Source organism: Pseudomonas sp. FW215-R2 (assembly GCF_058789255.1).
The window spans coordinates 38,941-55,739 of sequence record NZ_JBYTBO010000013.1 but is presented as its reverse complement, the minus strand read 5'-3'; the positions used below and the strand labels follow the sequence as shown (position 1 = coordinate 55,739).

Annotated in this window: 17 protein-coding genes; 10 read left to right on the top strand and 7 right to left on the bottom strand. The window is 62.8% G+C overall.

Features of this window, described 5'->3' with window-relative positions:
- Positions 1 to 8: 8 nt before the first annotated feature.
- Complete coding sequence (locus AC3WRD_RS18645; protein WP_102621724.1) at positions 9 to 917, top strand: 1-aminocyclopropane-1-carboxylate deaminase/D-cysteine desulfhydrase; 909 nt, start codon at positions 9 to 11, stop codon at positions 915 to 917.
- Here AC3WRD_RS18645 and AC3WRD_RS18640 read toward each other — a convergent pair.
- The 3 genes from AC3WRD_RS18640 to AC3WRD_RS18630 form a co-directional block, all read right to left on the bottom strand.
- Positions 914 to 1,468, bottom strand: coding sequence for a cytochrome b (locus tag AC3WRD_RS18640; protein WP_096822327.1), 555 nt, complete (start codon positions 1,466 to 1,468; stop codon positions 914 to 916). The two genes, AC3WRD_RS18645 and AC3WRD_RS18640, sit on opposite strands and share 4 nt — an antisense overlap.
- Before the next feature lie 190 nt (positions 1,469 to 1,658).
- Complete coding sequence (gene phnX / locus AC3WRD_RS18635) at positions 1,659 to 2,486, bottom strand: phosphonoacetaldehyde hydrolase (protein WP_102621725.1); 828 nt, start codon at positions 2,484 to 2,486, stop codon at positions 1,659 to 1,661.
- A gap of 57 nt (positions 2,487 to 2,543) precedes the next feature.
- Complete coding sequence (locus tag AC3WRD_RS18630; RefSeq protein ID WP_096822325.1) at positions 2,544 to 3,653, bottom strand: 2-aminoethylphosphonate--pyruvate transaminase; 1,110 nt, start codon at positions 3,651 to 3,653, stop codon at positions 2,544 to 2,546.
- Between the two features lie 113 nt (positions 3,654 to 3,766).
- Here AC3WRD_RS18630 and AC3WRD_RS18625 point away from each other — a divergent pair, with 113 nt between their 5' ends.
- A complete protein-coding gene (locus AC3WRD_RS18625) occupies positions 3,767 to 4,627 on the top strand; it encodes a LysR substrate-binding domain-containing protein (RefSeq protein ID WP_102621726.1) in 861 nt (286 codons plus the stop codon).
- Here the strand turns inward: AC3WRD_RS18625 and AC3WRD_RS18620 are convergent.
- Positions 4,597 to 5,496 carry a LysR family transcriptional regulator gene (locus AC3WRD_RS18620; protein ID WP_102621727.1) on the bottom strand — a complete coding sequence of 300 codons (900 nt, stop codon included), beginning with the start codon at positions 5,494 to 5,496 and terminating at the stop codon, positions 4,597 to 4,599. The two genes, AC3WRD_RS18625 and AC3WRD_RS18620, sit on opposite strands and share 31 nt — an antisense overlap.
- Before the next feature lie 270 nt (positions 5,497 to 5,766).
- Here AC3WRD_RS18620 and AC3WRD_RS18615 point away from each other — a divergent pair, with 270 nt between their 5' ends.
- Both AC3WRD_RS18615 and AC3WRD_RS18610 read left to right on the top strand, forming a co-directional pair.
- On the top strand, positions 5,767 to 7,092 hold the full coding sequence (locus AC3WRD_RS18615) for an MFS transporter (protein ID WP_102621728.1): 1,326 nt from the start codon (positions 5,767 to 5,769) through the stop codon (positions 7,090 to 7,092).
- 73 nt (positions 7,093 to 7,165) lie between these two features.
- A complete protein-coding gene (locus AC3WRD_RS18610; RefSeq protein ID WP_102621729.1) occupies positions 7,166 to 8,557 on the top strand; it encodes an FAD-dependent oxidoreductase in 1,392 nt (463 codons plus the stop codon).
- 3 nt (positions 8,558 to 8,560) lie between these two features.
- Here AC3WRD_RS18610 and AC3WRD_RS18605 read toward each other — a convergent pair whose 3' ends face one another.
- Positions 8,561 to 9,967 carry a type VI secretion system Vgr family protein gene (locus tag AC3WRD_RS18605; protein WP_102621730.1) on the bottom strand — a complete coding sequence of 469 codons (1,407 nt, stop codon included), beginning with the start codon at positions 9,965 to 9,967 and terminating at the stop codon, positions 8,561 to 8,563.
- A 219-nt stretch (positions 9,968 to 10,186) separates the two neighbouring features.
- Between AC3WRD_RS18605 and AC3WRD_RS18600 the strand changes: the two genes are divergently transcribed.
- Positions 10,187 to 10,891, top strand: coding sequence for a YebC/PmpR family DNA-binding transcriptional regulator (locus tag AC3WRD_RS18600; RefSeq protein WP_007951538.1), 705 nt, complete (start codon positions 10,187 to 10,189; stop codon positions 10,889 to 10,891).
- A 56-nt stretch (positions 10,892 to 10,947) separates the two neighbouring features.
- On the opposite strand, the gene AC3WRD_RS18595 is transcribed toward AC3WRD_RS18600, so the two are convergent.
- Together AC3WRD_RS18595 and zapE are read right to left on the bottom strand one after the other, a co-directional pair.
- Entirely contained in the window at positions 10,948 to 12,261 is a 1,314-nt protein-coding gene (locus AC3WRD_RS18595; RefSeq protein ID WP_102621731.1) for a protein kinase, read from the bottom strand.
- Between the two features lie 63 nt (positions 12,262 to 12,324).
- Positions 12,325 to 13,455 carry a cell division protein ZapE gene (gene zapE, locus AC3WRD_RS18590; protein ID WP_102621732.1) on the bottom strand — a complete coding sequence of 377 codons (1,131 nt, stop codon included), beginning with the start codon at positions 13,453 to 13,455 and terminating at the stop codon, positions 12,325 to 12,327.
- Positions 13,456 to 13,752: 297 nt separating this feature from the next.
- On the opposite strand from zapE, the gene AC3WRD_RS18585 reads away from it, so the two are divergent.
- From AC3WRD_RS18585 to AC3WRD_RS18565, 5 genes are all read left to right on the top strand, one after another.
- Complete coding sequence (locus tag AC3WRD_RS18585; RefSeq protein ID WP_102621733.1) at positions 13,753 to 14,262, top strand: Csu type fimbrial protein; 510 nt, start codon at positions 13,753 to 13,755, stop codon at positions 14,260 to 14,262.
- A gap of 86 nt (positions 14,263 to 14,348) precedes the next feature.
- Positions 14,349 to 14,882, top strand: a complete 534-nt coding sequence (locus AC3WRD_RS18580; RefSeq protein WP_102621734.1) for a Csu type fimbrial protein — start codon at positions 14,349 to 14,351, stop codon at positions 14,880 to 14,882.
- A gap of 19 nt (positions 14,883 to 14,901) precedes the next feature.
- On the top strand, positions 14,902 to 15,438 hold the full coding sequence (locus tag AC3WRD_RS18575; RefSeq protein WP_102621735.1) for a Csu type fimbrial protein: 537 nt from the start codon (positions 14,902 to 14,904) through the stop codon (positions 15,436 to 15,438).
- Positions 15,439 to 15,442: 4 nt separating this feature from the next.
- Positions 15,443 to 15,943 (top strand): Csu type fimbrial protein, encoded by a 501-nt coding sequence (locus AC3WRD_RS18570; RefSeq protein ID WP_102621736.1) that lies wholly within the window; start codon positions 15,443 to 15,445, stop codon positions 15,941 to 15,943.
- Between the two features lie 23 nt (positions 15,944 to 15,966).
- A complete protein-coding gene (locus AC3WRD_RS18565) occupies positions 15,967 to 16,749 on the top strand; it encodes a fimbrial biogenesis chaperone (RefSeq protein ID WP_102621737.1) in 783 nt (260 codons plus the stop codon).
- Positions 16,750 to 16,799: the final 50 nt, after the last annotated feature.

The following is a 16,799-nucleotide window of genomic DNA, read 5'->3' as shown; positions in this document are numbered from 1 at the left end:
CGGCCTTCATGTTTCTGCCTCCCACCGACTGGCTGGCCCCAGCCCCCCTCGAACCCCTTCATCTGGACTGGCTCACTGCCGCCGGCATTGAAGTCGCGATTCTGCGTCTGGACCGGATCGACCCGCTGATCAGCGGCAACAAGTGGTTCAAACTCGTCGAACATCTCAAAGCCGCTGATCGTGCGGGCGCCGAAGGCATCATCAGCCTGGGCGGTGCGCACTCCAATCATCTGCATGCACTGGCTGCGGCGGGCAAGCGCTTGGGATTCGCAACGGTCGGTTTGCTTCGCGGGCATCCGCAGGACACGCCGACGGTCAGGGATCTGCAGGGCTTCGGCATGCAGCTGCACTGGCTCGGTTTTGGTGGTTATCGGGCGCGGCACGAGCCGGGATTCTGGCAGCCGTGGCTGGCGCAATATCCGACGCTGCATCCGGTGCCCGAAGGTGGCGGGGGATTACCGGGTGCGCTGGGTTGCGCATCACTCAAGGATCAGGTCAGTGAGCAAATGGGCAAGCTCGGCTGGGACGACCATGACGGTTGGTGGCTGGCGTGTGGCACTGGCACCACGCTCGCGGGACTGGTTCTGGCGGAGGCGGGTACACACCCGGTGTATGGCGCCATGGCCGTACCCGACGATCACGGCGTCGCGGCCAACGTCGAGGCGATTGTCGGTGACATCGCAGGCTACGAACTGATCGACGCCAGCCGTGGCGGTTTCGCCAAAGTCGATGCGCCGTTGCTTGAGTTCATCGCACAGACTGAACTGGCCAGCGGCATTCCCCTCGAACCGCTGTACACCGGCAAGGCCTTGCTGGCGCTCAAACAGCAGATCGAGGCGGGCCGCTTTGCCCGTGGAACGCGACTGATCTTCATCCACACCGGCGGCTTGCAGGGCCGGCGTGGATTCGATGGCTAAACCTGGTTGCGCTTGGGCATCATCCGCAGCAGTGTGTTATCGCCCACCACATAATGGTGATACAGCCCCGCCAGAGCATGCAGGCCGATCAGCCAGTAGCCGATGTTGCCGATCAACACGTGCCAGTGTTCAACCTGCTTGGCGAAGGCTTTGTCCTCCTGCACCAGCAACGGCAGGTCGAAACCGTAGAACATCACTTGATGACCTTCGGCGCTGGTAATCAGCCAGCCAAGGATCGGCATGCTGATCATGAACAGGTACAGCGCCCAGTGCATCAGTCGGGCCAGTGCGGTCTGCCATTGCGGTGAAGCCGGGAAGATTTTCGGTGCCGGGCCGATGCTGCGGGCCAGCAGGCGAAACCACACCAGCACGAACACGGTCAGGCCGAGCATGTAATGCGCTTCACGGATCAGCGAGCGGCCACCACTGCCCTTGGGAAAGATGCCTCGCAATTCCATGCTGGCATACACCAGCACCAACAACACCAGCATCAACCAGTGCAACAGGACTGACACGGTGCTGTAGCGTGATTCGGAACTTGTCCACGGCATACGGTATTTCCTCACGGATCAGGGTCGAAACGTGCCGTTCTTGAGCGACGGCATGCTTTAACTGTAATCCGCTTTGGCCGATTTGCGCGTGTCTAAAAACTCTTTCATTGCGCGAAATCAGGGGTTTGCCCATAAAAAAACGCCAGTGTCGCGCAGACACTGGCGTTTCTGTTTGCCGCAGGCTGCGTTATCAGCTGCTTTGCGGCATTTCACCGTTGGCCAGACGCTTGTTGATGTCGGCGATCACTTCCGGCAGATCGGTGATGGTGTCGATCATGTAGTGCGGACGCGAACCTTCGAACAGCGCGTGAATGCGCTTGCGTTCGCTGGCCAGCGCGTCGCTGCCCAGTGCGCGGTAGCCTTCGTAATCCAGGCCCAAAGCGTTGCCGGAGCAGATCAGCGCCACGGTCCACATCCCGGCACGACGACCTTCAAGAATCCCCGGCACGGTGTCGTCGATCTTCACGCAGGCGGCGACATCGTCGATGCCCAGCGCAATCACGTTGGCCAGCGCTTGAGCAGGCCATGGGCGGCCGTTCGGCACTTCGTCGGTGGCCACGACGTGGTCGGCGATGTAGCCGTTGCTGGCGGCCAGTTCCACGACCTTGTCCATCACTTGCTTCGGATAGCCCGAGCAGGAACCGATCTTGATCCCTTGCTGGCGCAGGTTGGTGATGGTCTCCAGTGCGCCGGGAATCAGCGCCGAGTGCTCGGCGATTTTCTCGATCTGCAGCGGCATGAAACGGTTGTAGATCGCGGTGACGTCGTCATCGGTCGGGGTACGGCCGAACGCCTTGCGATAGCGCTCGGCAACCTGCGGCTGGTCGCACAGGGTGCGGATGTGATCCCACTTGCCCATGCCCATCGGGCCGCGAGCTTCGTCGATGGAGACCTGGACGTCGAATTCGGCGAAGGCTTCGACGAAGATCTGGGTCGGTGCAAAAGAGCCGAAATCGACCACGGTGCCGGCCCAGTCGAGGATGGCGGCTTGCAGTTTGCTTGGGTTGTTGTAGTTCATGGCAATCAAATTCCTGAGTGGGCAATGCAATTCAAATGGGGGAGCGGGCCGGATGAATCAGATGTCGAGCACTTCCATCTCGCGCAGCACTTCACCCACTGCCGAGACGGCTTCACGCATCTGCGCCGGGGTGACGTGGCCGATGCAGCCGACGCGGAAGGTTTCGACCTGGGTCAGCTTGCCGGGGTAGAGGATGTATCCCTTGGCCTTGACCCGTTCGTAGAAGTCCTTGAACTGGTAGCGCGGATCCTTTGGTGCATGGAACGTGGCGATGATCGGTGCCTGGATGGCGGCGGGCAGGAAGCTGCGCAAGCCGAGTTTGCCCATCTCTTCCATCAGCGCCTGGCAGTTGGCGGCGTAACGCGCATGCCGTGCCGGCAAGCCACCTTCCTCGTTGTATTGCAGCAGCGCTTCGTGCAGCGCCGCGACCACGTGGGTTGGCGGGGTGAAGCGCCATTGGCCGGTCTTCTTCATGTAGCTGTGCTGGTCGAACAGGTCCATCGCCAGCGAATGGGAGTTGCCGGCGGCAGCGGCCAGGGATTCCTTGCGGGCAAACACGAAGCCCATGCCCGGCACGCCTTCCAGGCATTTGCCGGAAGCGGCGATCAGTGCATCGAACGGGACTTTTTGCGCATCCACCGGCAAGGCGCCGAACGAGCTCATGGCATCAATGATCAGGCGTTTGCCGTGTTGCTCGACGACCTGAGCGATCTCCGGCAGTGGATTGAGGATGCCGGTGCTGGTTTCGCAGTGGATCAGCGCGACGTGGGTGATGTCGCTGTCGGCGCGCAGCAGGCGGTCGACGTCGGCGGCGGTGGTTGGTTCGTCTTCAGCGGTTTCAAAGGTGCTGAACGAGCGGCCGAGCACTTCGCAGATTTTCGCCAGACGCTTGCCGTAGGCGCCGTTGATCAGCACCAGCACCTTGCCGTCGCGGGGGACGAGGGTGCCGATCGCGGCTTCGACGGCGAAGGTGCCGCTGCCCTGCAAAGGCACACAGTGGTGGCTGTCGGCGCCGTTGAGGATGGCCAGCAGTTGCTCGCACAGGCTGGCGGTCAATTGGTTGAAGCGATCATCCCATGAACCCCAGTCGACCATCATCGCCTGGCGGGTGCGGGCCGAGGTGGTCAACGGGCCGGGAGTGAGCAGGATGGGTGCGGCAGTACTCATTCGTGTGTCCTCGCGATAGCGCTGTGGGATGAAGCTACGGGGCATACGTTGCAATTCGGCGGATCATCAATCAAATTGTTTGTTGTTATGCCAGCCATCAGTGAGGGTTATTCATGAACCTGTTCCAGCTCCGCGCCTTCGACGCCGTGGCCCGGGAAGGCAGCTTCACCCGTGCCGCCGCACGCCTGTTCATCAGCCAGCCGGCGGTCACCGGGCACATCAAGGCGCTGGAGGAGCATTACCAGATCACGCTGTTGCGACGGACGGCACGCCGGGTCGAGCTGACCGAGGAGGGCACCAAACTGGCGGCGATCACCCGGGCGATGTTCGGCATGGCCGAAGAGGCCCAGGCGCTGCTTGAAGCCAACCGGCAGTTGCTCACCGGGCGACTTGAGGTGGCGGCGGACGGTCCGCACATGGTCATGCCGATGCTCGCCAGCCTGCGGGCACGGTACCCCGGGATCACGGTGAACCTGCGGTTGGGCAACGCTCAGGAAACGTTGGCGGCGTTGTTGTCCGAACATGCGGACGTGGCGGTGCTGACCGAAGTCGAGCCGCGCAAGGGCCTGCACCTGCAAGCGCTGAGCGAATCGCGGATCTGCGCACTGGTGCCGGCCGGGCATCCGTGGGCGAAGCGCAGTGGCGAAGTCAGGCTCAAGGAGCTGGATCAGGTGATCATGGTCTTGCGCGAGCCGAGTTCGATTACCCGACGCACCTTCGATCAGGCCTGTGCGCAGGCGTCGGTCAATCCACGGGTGTTGCTGGAACTCGACAGCCGCGAGGCGGTGACGGAAGCGGTGGCGGCTGAGTTGGGGGTTGGCGTGGTGTCATCGGTAGAAGTCAGCCATGACCCGCGGGTGGTGGCGATTCCGATTGCCGGCGAGGGGCTGGTCAATCGGCACATGATCGGCTGCGTGGAGCGGCGGCGGGAGTTGCGCTTGATTCAGGCGTTTTTCGGATTGGCGCCGGTCTGAACAAGACTCTCGTGCACCATCTCGAGAAACGTCGCCACCACCCGACGCGAACTCTGCTCCCGCAGGCACACCAATGTCTCGGTCAAGCGCCGGGTGCAATCGGTGATCGGCAGCGCACAAACCCGTGAGTCCGCACCAAACTCAGCCGCCGACACCACGCCCACGCCAATCCCCACGACCACCGCTTCCCGCGCAGCTTCCCGGCCTTCGACCTGGATCGCCGGGCGGATGCGGAATCCGGCGCGGGCCATTTCTTCTTCCAGGGTCTGGCGGGTAACCGAGCCGTGTTCGCGCAGCACCAGCGGCGTGTCGTCGAGATCTTCCAGGCAGATCGATTCACGCTCGGCCCACGGATGATGGCGCGAGACGAATGCCACCATCGGATCGTTGCGCAGCGGCACGCACAGCAGGCGTTCATCGCTGACATCGCGCCCGAGCAGCGCCAGATCGGCTTGATAGTTGAACAGGCGAAACAGCGATTCATCGGTGTTGCCGGTTTCGATCTTCACGCTGATCCCTGGGTAGCGCTCGCAGAACCGGGCGATCTGCGGCAACACATGTACCGGCGCATCCACGGCCAGAATCAGGCTGCCGGTCTGCAGGGCCTGGGATTCCTGCAACAACTCCTGGGCTTCGGCCTCGACCACGAACAGGCGCTGGGTGATTGCCAGGAGGCGTTCGCCCAGATCCGTCAGGCGCACCGAGCGTTTGTTGCGATGGAACAGCAACACGCCGAAGCGTTCTTCCAACTTGCGCACTTGATCGGAAATCGCCGGTTGCGTCAGATAAAGCCGCTCGGCGGCCTTGGTGAAGCTTCCGTGCACGGCCACGGCGTGAAAGGCTTTGAGCTGGGCGTGGGAAACAGACATCGCAGACTCCATTAACAAGCTGAGCTTATGTGTGAAATACGATAAATCGATTTTATTTATTAAACAGTAATTGCTTTGATCGGCTCACGCCAACGCTGACTGCCCGGTCGGGCAGCGACGCTGGCCATGAGCCTGTGCGTGCAACACCAGGACTCATCTGACCGGTATCGCCGAAGGGACGGGGTGATATCGCAGTGCTCAACAATAAAAAACACAGGCGTTTACTTAACGATTCTGCCGGCACACTCACACCCTGAGGTCAGAACCACAATGAACAAGCACATCGGCACCCTTGCGCGTTGGCGCATGCAGATCTTCGCTGTCACCTGGCTCGCTTACGCCGCGTTCTATTTCACCCGCAAAGCCTTTTCGGTGGCCAAACTGGGCATCGCCGAAGACCCCACCTTCATGCTCGACAAAATGGCCATGGCCAACCTCGACGCGATTTACCTGGCGGCCTACGCCATTGGCCAGTTCACCTGGGGCATGCTCGCCGACCGCTTTGGTCCAAGGGTCGTGGTGCTCGGTGGGTTGCTTATTTCCGCTGCGGCGGCGTTGGTGATGGGCAGTTTTGCGACCTTGCCGATCTTCGCCACCTGCATGTTGATTCAGGGCCTGGCGCAGTCCACCGGCTGGTCGGGGTTGTGCAAGAACCTCGGCAGTTTTTTTCCTTCGGAACAGCGCGGGCGAGTGCTCGGGTTGTGGAGTTCCTGCTACGCCTTTGGTGGATTGGTGGCGTCGCCGTTCGCCGGTTGGTGGGCGTACACGCTGGTCGGCACCTGGCACGCGGCGTTCATTTCCAGTGCGGCGGTGGTCGCGGCGGTGGCGGTGTTTTTCTTCATCTTTCAGCGCAACAAACCTGAAGATGTCGGCCTGCCGGCGGTGGAACCGGAGCCGGTCATCAGTGCCGAGGAAGCCGAAGCCAACAGCAAACTCAGCGTCTGGGAACCGCTCAAGGAAATCCTCCGTAACCGCACGGTGCTGGTGCTGGGACTGGCGTACTTTCTGCTGAAACCGGCGCGCTACGCGATTCTGTTGTGGGGCCCGGTGATCGTCTTCGAGCAGATGCCCACCGTGGGCAAGGTCGGCGCGGCGATCATTCCGACCTCGTTTGAACTGGCAGGTCTTTTGGGCCCGATCATGATCGGCATGGCCTCGGACAAACTGTTCGGCGCCCGACGCATGCCGGCCTGCGTACTGAGCCTGCTGGCGCTGACCGTAACCCTGGCGCTGTTCATGGGCGCCTTGCACACCGGCAGCGTGATGCTGGTGGTGGCGCTGCTGTTCGTGATGGGCCTGACCCTGTACGGCCCGGACTCGATGATCAGCGGCGCGGCCGCGATCGATTTCGGCAAGGCCAAGGCCGGCGCCACCGCCGCCGGATTCGTCAACGGCTGCGGCTCGGTCGGTGCGGTGCTCGGTGGTTTGCTGCCGGGCTACTTCGATTCGGTGACGGTGTTCATCGTGTTCGCCGGTTGTGCGCTGTTCTCGGCGCTGGTGCTGATTCCACACTGGAACAGCCGCCCGGTCGGCGTCATGGAACCGCGTGCCTACGTGCCCAATCGGGCCCTGACGATCAAACCCCTGCGTAACTGAACAATCCCTGCCTCGCGGCCTGCTGCGGCATTCGCGGCAGGCTGTGCCGTGGCCGACTGACTGGAGAAATTTCATGAGACCGTTTTGGCTGGAGCAGGCCTTGCAACTCGATTCGTCCGAACCGTGCCCACCGCTGCAAGGCGAAGTGCGCACCGACGTGTGCATCGTTGGTGGCGGTTACACCGGGTTGTGGACGGCGATCAGGCTCAAGCAGCAGAACCCCGAAATCGAGGTGCTCCTGATCGAGGCCGACATCTGCGGTGCCGGCGCCAGTGGGCGCAACGGTGGTTGTGCGCTGTCGTGGTCGGCGAAGTATTTCACCCTGGAGCGGCTGTTCGGCGTCGAAGAGGCGGTGCGGCTGGTCAAGGAGTCCGAGCGCAGCATTCACGCCATCGGCGAGTTCTGCGAGCAGTACGGTGTCGATGCCGATTACCGGTTGGACGGTACGCTTTACACCGCCACCAATCGTGCGCAATGCGGTTCGACCGATGCGGTGATTGCGGCGCTTGAGCGCAACGGTATCAACTCGTTCACCCAACGTCCGGTTGCCGATGTTCAGCGCATGGCCGGTTCCGACAAGCATCTGGAAGGCTGGTTCTCGCCGGCTGCCGCCAGTGTGCAGCCGGGCAAGCTGGTGCGTGGGCTGCGGCGAGTAGCATTGCAACTGGGCGTAAAAATCCACGAAAACACTGCAATGACGGGACTGGAGGAAGGGCGTCCGGCGCGTCTCCAGACGGCCAGCGGCAGTGTGGTCGCCGACCGCGTGGTGCTGGCGATGAATGCCTGGATGGCCCGTGCATTCCCGCAGTTCGAACGCAGCGTGGCGATTGTCTCCAGCGACATGCTGATCACCGAGCCGCGTCCGGAGCTGTTGCAGGAAATCGGCTTGACAAGCGGCGTGACCGTGCTTGATTCGCGGATTTTCGTTCACTACTACCACAACACCCCGGACGGCCGGATCATGCTCGGCAAAGGCGGCAACACCTTCGCTTACGGCGGGCGGATGCTGCCGGTGTTTGATCAACCATCGCCTTACGCCGGGTTGCTCAAGCGCAGCCTCGACGATTTTTTCCCGGCCTTCGCCGATGTGAAGGTCGACGCAACGTGGAATGGCCCGTCGGATCGTTCGGTCACCGGCCTGCCGTTTTTCGGCCAGATGAGTGCCAGCGGCAACGTGTTCTACGGGTTCGGATACTCCGGCAGCGGCGTCGGACCGTGTCACATGGGCGGGCAGATTCTCGCCTCGCTGGTGCTAGGTCTCGACAACCCGTGGACGCGTTCGCCGCTGGTCAACGGGCCGTTGGGTTACTTTCCGCCTGAGCCTATCCGCTATCTCGGTTCGCTGATGGTGCGCAACGCCATTCGCCGCAAGGAGCGCGCCGAGGATCACGGGCGGCGACCTCGGCACCTCGATGTACGCCTGGCGAAATTCGCCGCCGCCGCCGGCAAGGCTGACAAGGGTTGAACGTCAGGGCGAAGGTGGGGTGCGATTGAGCAGCCAGTCGAGCAACAAGCCGTTGTCGTGCGGTTCCGGGGTTTTGCGCGCCGGACGAGGTTGGCTGACGTCCAGGCACAGGATCGGTCGATCCGGATCGCTGTCGAGAAAACTCACCCACACCTCGCTGCCGGCACGCGGCAGCGCTTCCCTGGCGATCCGGCCGCCCGCACCGACCATGGCAATCGCCAGCCATAACCCGTCACCGTCGGCGTTCCGTGCCAGCGCGGGCCATAAACGGATGGCGATTCGGCCCAGATCGTCCAGCTGCGGCGGTTGCCCGGGCGAGCCCAACACTTGCGCCGGGTGATAGCCCGGAATGCTCGGGCGCGGTTGCCGCAGCGGCGGGCGATACTCCGTCGACCAGGGCTGTGCAGTGAAATCGTTGTGATAACGGCGGGGCGTGGACATCGGCTCGAGAATCGACGGCTGCTTCCCCTGATGGCGCAATTCGGTGATCAGCCACTGCTCGTTGAACGCACCCACCGGATGATCCGTAACCTGCAACAGATGGCCACTGAGCAATTGCGTGCAATCGCTGCGACCCTGAATGCAGCGGTATTGGCAGCGCTGGCGTTCCAGCTGTCGACGGCTGCGTTGATCGGCGTGGCGTTGCCCGGAGGGCGGGAATCCTCGCAGGGGGATGACGCCTGTCGCCGCGTGATTGGCCGCCTCATCGTCGTTGCTCGGTTGCCCGCGTTCACGGACGGTGGGTGACACCTGCGCCGTGACGGCGTCGTGACGCAGGAATAGCGTGCTGAGGGCGGGGGATCGAGCATCGTTCTCTGGATTGAAGGGCACGGGTGTCGGGGGCTGCGGCAGGTTCAGGCTGTCATCGGCGAACACCACGACATGGCCATCCGGCCGGTGCTCGAAGTGATAGTGGATGCCTTCTTCCTCGCACAGTCGATGCAACAGTGCGAGGTCGGTCTCGTCGTACTGGATGCAGAACGCACGCGGTGGATAGTGTCCCACCGTCAGGTCGAGCCGGTAACCGTGTGCGGGCAGGCGATGTTCGGTGAGCAGTCTTTCGAGAATGTCCGGCACGCTCAACCGGGTGAACACCCGGCGCCTGGGCTGCTGCTCCAATCTCTGCAGGTGCGGCACCAGCACCACTTGGTAACCGATCCGATGGGTACCGCGATGTTCGCAACTGGCGCTATGAAGGGTGCCGTGAAGGCCATGACCTTCATTCAACTGCAGGAAGGCCGACCGATGCAACAGGGTGGCGGGGGCGAGGGCCGGGGCCAGGCCAAGGACTTCTATCTCGAAACGATAGGGCCGGTTCAGGCCTTCATGGCCGCTGAAGCGCAGTACCGGCAGGCACAGGCCACCCTCGAGGAGGGTCAGCGTAAAGGGACTTTCCTTGTCATTGAGCATTCGGACGGGCTCTGTCGGGTCATACGGGCTACAGAGGGTACGAAACCGCAGTGCGAAATGGTCATGACAAACCGGTTTTTCAGAATCGCCCTACAAGGTGTGTAGAAGATGTCGACACGTGACGGAATTTTTGGTCGATTGCCGACTTTAGGCCGTATAAACTTGGCGCCACGCGTCGGCCAATAGATGTCTCGGCGCCACAGATCAAGAGAGTGAGTAATGGGCGCACAGTGGAAGGTTAAACACAAAGAAGCGGCAGCCAACGCCAAGGGCAAGATCTTCGGCAAACTGGTGAAAGAAATCACCATCGCTGCCCGCAACGGTGCCGATACCGCCACCAACGCACACCTGCGTCTGGTGGTCGAACAGGCCAAGAAAGCCTCGATGCCCAAGGAAACCCTGGACCGCGCGATCAAGAAAGGCGCGGGCCTGCTGGGTGAGACCGTTCAGTACCATCGCGTGACTTACGAAGGTTTCGCTCCGCACCAGGTTCCGTTGATCGTCGAGTGCGTCACCGACAACATCAACCGCACCGTGGCGGAAATCCGCGTGGCGTTCCGCAAGGGCCAACTGGGTGCTTCCGGCTCGGTAGCGTGGGACTTCAACCACGTCGGCATGATCGAAGCCTCGCCGGACACCCCGGACGCCGATCCGGAAATGGCCGCGATCGAAGCCGGTGCCCAGGATTTCGAGCCGGGCGAAGAGGGCGCAACCCTGTTCCTGACCGATCCGACCGACCTGGATTCGGTGCAGAAAGCCCTGCCTGAGCAAGGTTTCACCGTGCTGTCGGCCAAGCTGGGCTATCAGCCGAAGAACCCGGTCAGCGGCCTGAGCGACGAGCAGATGGCTGAAGTCGAAGCGTTCCTCGAAGGCCTCGACAACCACGACGACGTGCAGGACATGTTCGTCGGCCTGGCCGGCTGATCCGCTGCGTCAATGATGCCGCCATCGCGAGTTCGCTCGCGATGGCGGTGTAGCGGCTACAACGCTTCCAGCTGCTGCACAACCTCACTGAATCCCGGTCGCGCCAGCACATCCGGCTGACAGCAGCGCTGTTCCAGCGCCTCCAGCACCTCACGCCGATCCGCACTCAGACCCGAGTCGATGCGTGCCAGCAATTCCCCCAGCAAAATCCCGAACGCTCGCACTTCGATGCGTTGCAGTGCGCGGGTTTCCAGGTTGTCCGTGGTGGCATGGAACGACGCCGCGCCAAAGTCCCCCAGCAGACAGTCGCCCTGATCGTTCAACAGAATGTTGTGCCCATAGAGGTCGCCATGGGTGATGCCTTGTTCATGCAGATGCTCGGCGACCGAAGCGATGCCCCGGGCGATGCGCAAGGCGACATCGGCACTGAACCGGCAGTCATCGGTGTAGATATCCCGCGAACAGGAGGCCAGGCTCGGCAAGGCGGCGAGGTTGCGATAGCTCGGATCGATCAGTTGCATCACCAGCCCTTGCTGGCCATCGGGGTGATTGCCAATGCGGCCTTCGACCCGGATCAGGTTCGGGTGCAGCCCGGCCGTGATGCAGGCGTTCATCTCATGCAACGGCGAGCCGTCGCTGGTCATTTCGCCCTTGTAGAGTTTGACCGCCACCGAGTGCTCCGGTTGGCCGGCCGGCTGCCACACCGCACGGGAAATCACCCCGGATGCGCCTTCGCCCAGCCGTTGCTCCAGACGCAAGGTCGACCAATCGATCAGCGGCGTGGCTTCCAGTGCGGCGGCGTCGGCCTCGGTTTCCAGCGGGTTGCCGGCGTAGGCCAGCCAGGTCAGGCTCGGCAGGGTCAACAGCCATTGCGGCAATTCTGTCAGCTGGTTGGCGGCGATGCGGATCAGCTCCAGTCGATGGCACTGGCTCAACGATGGCGGCAGCGCGCGCAGACGGTTACCGGCGAGCATGAGTTTTTGCAGGAGCGGGCGCTCGCCCAGTTCGGCGGGCAGGGTTTCGATGAGGTTGTCGGTCAGGATCAGCCAGCGCAAGCGCGGTGGCAGGGCGGTGCCGGAGACCTGGACAATCCGGTTGGCCTTGAAGCCGATCATTGTCAGTGCCTGGCACTGACCCATGGATTCAGGCAGTTCGGTGAACCGGTTATCGGAGCAGAACAGCACGCGCAGATGGCGCAGGCGATGCAAGTCGTCCGGCAGGCTGCTCAGCGCGTTGCCGCTGAGGTTGAGCACCTCCAGCGTGTCGGCCAGGTCGAAGATCTCGGGTGGGAACTCGGTCAAGCCTTCGACCAGGTCCAGCCGGGTGATGCCCGACAGTTCGCCGGCGCGCAATTGAGCAAGGGTGTGCATGTAATGGGTCGCTATCAAAGAGGGCGCAGTGACGCCGGGAATGGGCGGCATGATAACGGCAAATCAGGCCGGTTCACGCACTTCCGGCAATTGCCCCAGCCGGCTGCGGGTGCGGGCCAGGTCAATGGCGTTGCCGGCCAGGCTTTCGTGCAGAGGCAACTGCCCGAGCAGCGTCAGGTGTTTGTCCTGATCGTAGAGCACATCGATCAGGTTGATGAAGCGCTGCTGGACGGCAATCGAGCATGCGTCCAGTTCCGGCAGTTCATCGATGATCCACTGGTCGAAGCGCCGGCACAGCTCCAGGTAATCCATCACGGCCGTGGGCTGCTCGCAAAGGTCATTGAAGGTAAAGGCGACGCGGCGGCCTGTGCACAGACGCGCCTGTAAAACCCGGTTGCCGACCGCTAACGGCTGCGGCGCGGTATCGCGTGGTGGCAAGTCCAGTGCCAGACGTTGTGCCGGCGTGGCCGGCCAAACGTAATGGCCCTGGGTGAACAGTTGATGCGCGTGGTTGCGCGCCTGGCTGCGGTAGTCGTGGGGGCCGCCGACTTCCATGACCTGCATGCGGGCATTGATCAGGTCGATCACCGGTTTGAACCGCGCGTGGTACAGCGGGTTGGGCAACAGTCCTTCCGGCGGATAGTTGGAGGTCACCAACAGCAGGATTCCGCGCTGGAACAGGGCTTTATAGAGGCGGGTGATGAGCATCGCGTCACCGATGTCATGCACATGGAACTCGTCGAAACACAGCACCCGGCAGTCCTGCAGCAACTCGTCGAGGGTGGCGCCGAGGGCGTCGTCCTGCTCGCGATGCCTGAACATGCCCTGGTGCAGGCGGGCGAAGAACTCATGGAAGTGCAGGCGCTGTTTCTGCTGGATCGGCAACGCCTGGAAAAAACCGTCGAGCAACCAGCTCTTGCCGCGCCCGACGGCGCCGTGCAGGTAAAGACTGGGCGGGGTTTGCGCCGAAGGGCCGAACAACAGGCCGGCCTGCTGTGCCATGCAGTCGATCACCCGCTGCTGGCTGTGACTGAGGGTGTAGCCCTGGCCATGGGCCTTGTGCCGGAAATAATCGCGAATCGACTGGGCGCTGGCGCAATGGCCGGCACTGGCCAGGTTTCGCTTGCCGAACAAGCGGCGTAATCCTGAAAGGCGTTGTGACAGACGCGAACGTTCGGGCGGTCGGGCGGGCACGGTGAGGTCACTCCGTCATCGTCAGGCCGGCTCCCCCCGAGCGCGGCGGCGTAGTGTAACCAGACGGATAGTTTTCCTTCCACTGCGCTTTATCGGCCGGCGACTTTTCTGGACAGCATTCTGCGGCGCGTACAGGTTTTTTCAGCGTCCTGGCGTGCCGGATCGCCAATCTTTCGAAACAAATCCCGCCCGATCAGTGGATCCAATCGACTGGCGCAATCGGCGTCCGTTGCTAACCTGAAACACTGTAACGACACAGACGCTGTCGCCATCAAGGAACGGGCAGTGAATGCAGGGATGGTCTGGGCATTGCTGGGCGGGTTCGCAACAACGGTGCAGGCGGCTGACTTGCAGGTTGAAGTGCGCGTCGATGTGCAGCGGGGTTGCCAGTTGATCAGTCAGCAGCGCGAAGCCGGTATCGAGCAACTGGGCGTGCTCGACTTCGGCAGCACGGCGCGCCTCGACGATCCGGCCGGGTCGCTCGGGGCGGCGCTGATCAATTCGCGATTGCCGCGCCTGGAATGCAACCCGGACACGCCGTATCAGTTGCGCGTCGATGGCGGCCTGCACGGCGGGACGGGCGAAGTGCGCTACATGGCAGGCGAGGCGGGTGGCAAAGCCATTCCTTACCGTTTGTATCAGGACGCCGCGCGGCGAGTGCCGCTGGTGGTGGACGTGCCGGTCACCGGGAGGGTGCCGGACAGCGGTTCGGTTGAATTGCCGCTGTATGGGCGGATCGAGCGGATGGCCGAAGTTCCGCGTGTCAGCCGGTATTCGGATCTGGTCAAGGTAACGGTCACCTGGTGATCGAGCCGGATGCAACAGGAAATCGACGTTCAATGACGAACGCAGAGGTCGAGTGATGCTGAAGGATCAGAAGGAGTAGGGACGCAATGACAGGCAAGCACTGGCTGGTAGTCGCCACAGGCGCATTGCTGTTGCTCACCGAGGACGCGCAAGCCGCGATCAACGGGCAGATTCATGCGCGGCTGATTCTGATCGCCGGCTGCGAGGTGACCAATTCGTCCAGCATCGCCAGCCCGGTGGGCGATTTCGGCAAGCTCGATTTCGGCCAGCAGGGCCCGACCTGGAATGCGCCGATCAAGGCCAGCCTGGCCAATGACAGCAGCGGCCGGCTCAACGTGGCCTGCAATCCTTCAGTGACCGGTTTCACCGTGACCATCGACGGTGGCGCCCATGGCGACGGCAGCACCCGGCGCTTGAGCAACGGTCGCCAGACCATTCCCTATCAACTGTTTCTCGATGCCTCGGGCAGCCAGAGTTACAGCATCGGCCAACAACACAATTTCGCTGTCACCAGCGGCGCGCAGATACCCATCCCGGTATTTGGCTCGGTGGTGGCGAACACCCGTGCGGTACCGGTAGGTGTCTACACCGACACCCTGACGGTGACGCTCGATTGGTAAACCGTAGAGGAAGGACACCATGCGTACGATTGCATCAAGGATAGGTTTGTCGTTGCTCGGCCTGACGCTGGCCTCCAGCGTCAACGCCGCCACCACGGTCACCGGTCAGATCACCTCCAGCCTGATCCTGATCAGCAGTTGCCAGGTCAATGGTTCCGGCGGGTCCTCCGGTCTGAACTTCGGTGCCTTGAACTTCGGCACCGCCAACAGCCTGTTCACCACGGCCACCGGGCAAGTGCTGGGCGGCGGTGGCGGGGCGTTGTCGATTCTCTGCTCTGCCGGCACCACGCCGACGGTCAAGGTGCGGGCCGGTGCCCATGACGGGTTGTCGCCCGGCGGCACCCGCGCGCTGTACGACGGTGTCGCCAACTACGTGCCTTACGACTTGTACACCGATGCCGGGCACTCGCAATTGCTGGCCATCGACGGCGTGATCAACCTCGCCGCCAGCACCGGTGTGGCGCAGACCGTGAACATCTACGGTCAGGCGGTGGGCAAGGCCGGCCTGCCGGCGGGCACTTACACCGACACCATTTCCGTTGAACTGACGTTCTAGTGCCATGGGCCGGCATGGCTGTGCGGCGCTGCTGGTGCTGTGCGCGGGGGCTGTGCCGTTGCCGCTGGCGGCGGTGACCAGCCAGAGCTTTCAGGTCAGCGCGACGATCACACCGGGCTGCCTGGTGGTGGGGGGCGTGTCGAACTATGGCGGGCTGAATTTCGGCTCGAGTTCCGCCCTGGCCACCGGCACGGTGCAAGTGGCATTGAGCGGTGGCGTGCAGTTGCAATGCACGCCGGGGGTGACGCTGAACATGACGGTCGATGGTGGTCAGTACAACAGCGGCGGGCGACGCATGCAGATCAGTGGCGGCAGTGCGAAGGTGGCGTATGCGCTGTTTCGCGATGCGGCCTACAGCCAGAGTCTGGGCATCGGCCAGACCGTGGCGGTGGCCTATAGCGACGCCAACAACATCAGCCTGCCGATCTACGGTCAGGTGCAATTGCCGGGCAATCAGCCTGGGGGGACATACAGCGACGTGTTGCAGGTGCAGCTGTCGTGGTGATGCAAGGCACAAGGAGCGGGTTTATGGGGTTTATCACGTCACGGCCATGGCTCGTGCGTTGCGCGATGTTGATGTGGGCTCTGTTCGCTGCGGTCAAGGCGCAGGCGGCCAGTTCGGTGCTGATCTGGCCGATCGATCCGGTGCTCGAAGCCGATCAGCAGGCCAGTGCGCTGTGGCTGGAGAATCGTGGCAGCGAAACCGCCAACCTGCAGATCCGCGTGTTCGGCTGGAGCCAGAACGGTTTCCAGGAGCAATACCAGAACCAGCGTGACGTGATCGGCAGTCCACCGGTGGCGAAGATCGAGCCGGGGCAGAAGCAACTGGTGCGCCTGACCCGGACCAGGGAAGTCCCGCCCGGCCAGGAACTGGCCTACCGGATCATCATCGACGAAATTCCCTCGGCCCAGCCTCCTGCCGCCGACGCCGGGAAAACCGCCGCCGCGATCCGCTTCCAGATGCGCTATTCGGTGCCCCTGTTCGCCTACGGCGCGGGGCTGTGGAGCAAGGAAGACACGACCCGTCAGCGTGATCCCAAAGGCATCGGCCTGCCGCAATTGAGCTGGCGCACGGTGGCGGTGGATGGCCGGCCTTATGTGGAGGTGCGCAATCAGGGCGCGGTGCATGCGCGCTTGACCGATGTTGCGCTCAAGCAGGGCGGGCAGAGCAAGCCGCTGGCGGAAGGGCTGTTGGGTTATGTCTTGCCCGGCGCGGTGATGCGCTGGCCGGCGCCGGGACCTGTGGCGGGGGAACTGGCGGGACGGATCAATGGCGCAGCACAAGTGCAGAGCATCGCTCCGGCGAAGTAGCGATGGCGGCCTGCGGGTCGGGTAGTGCGGGGCCGCCAGGCAAGCGATTG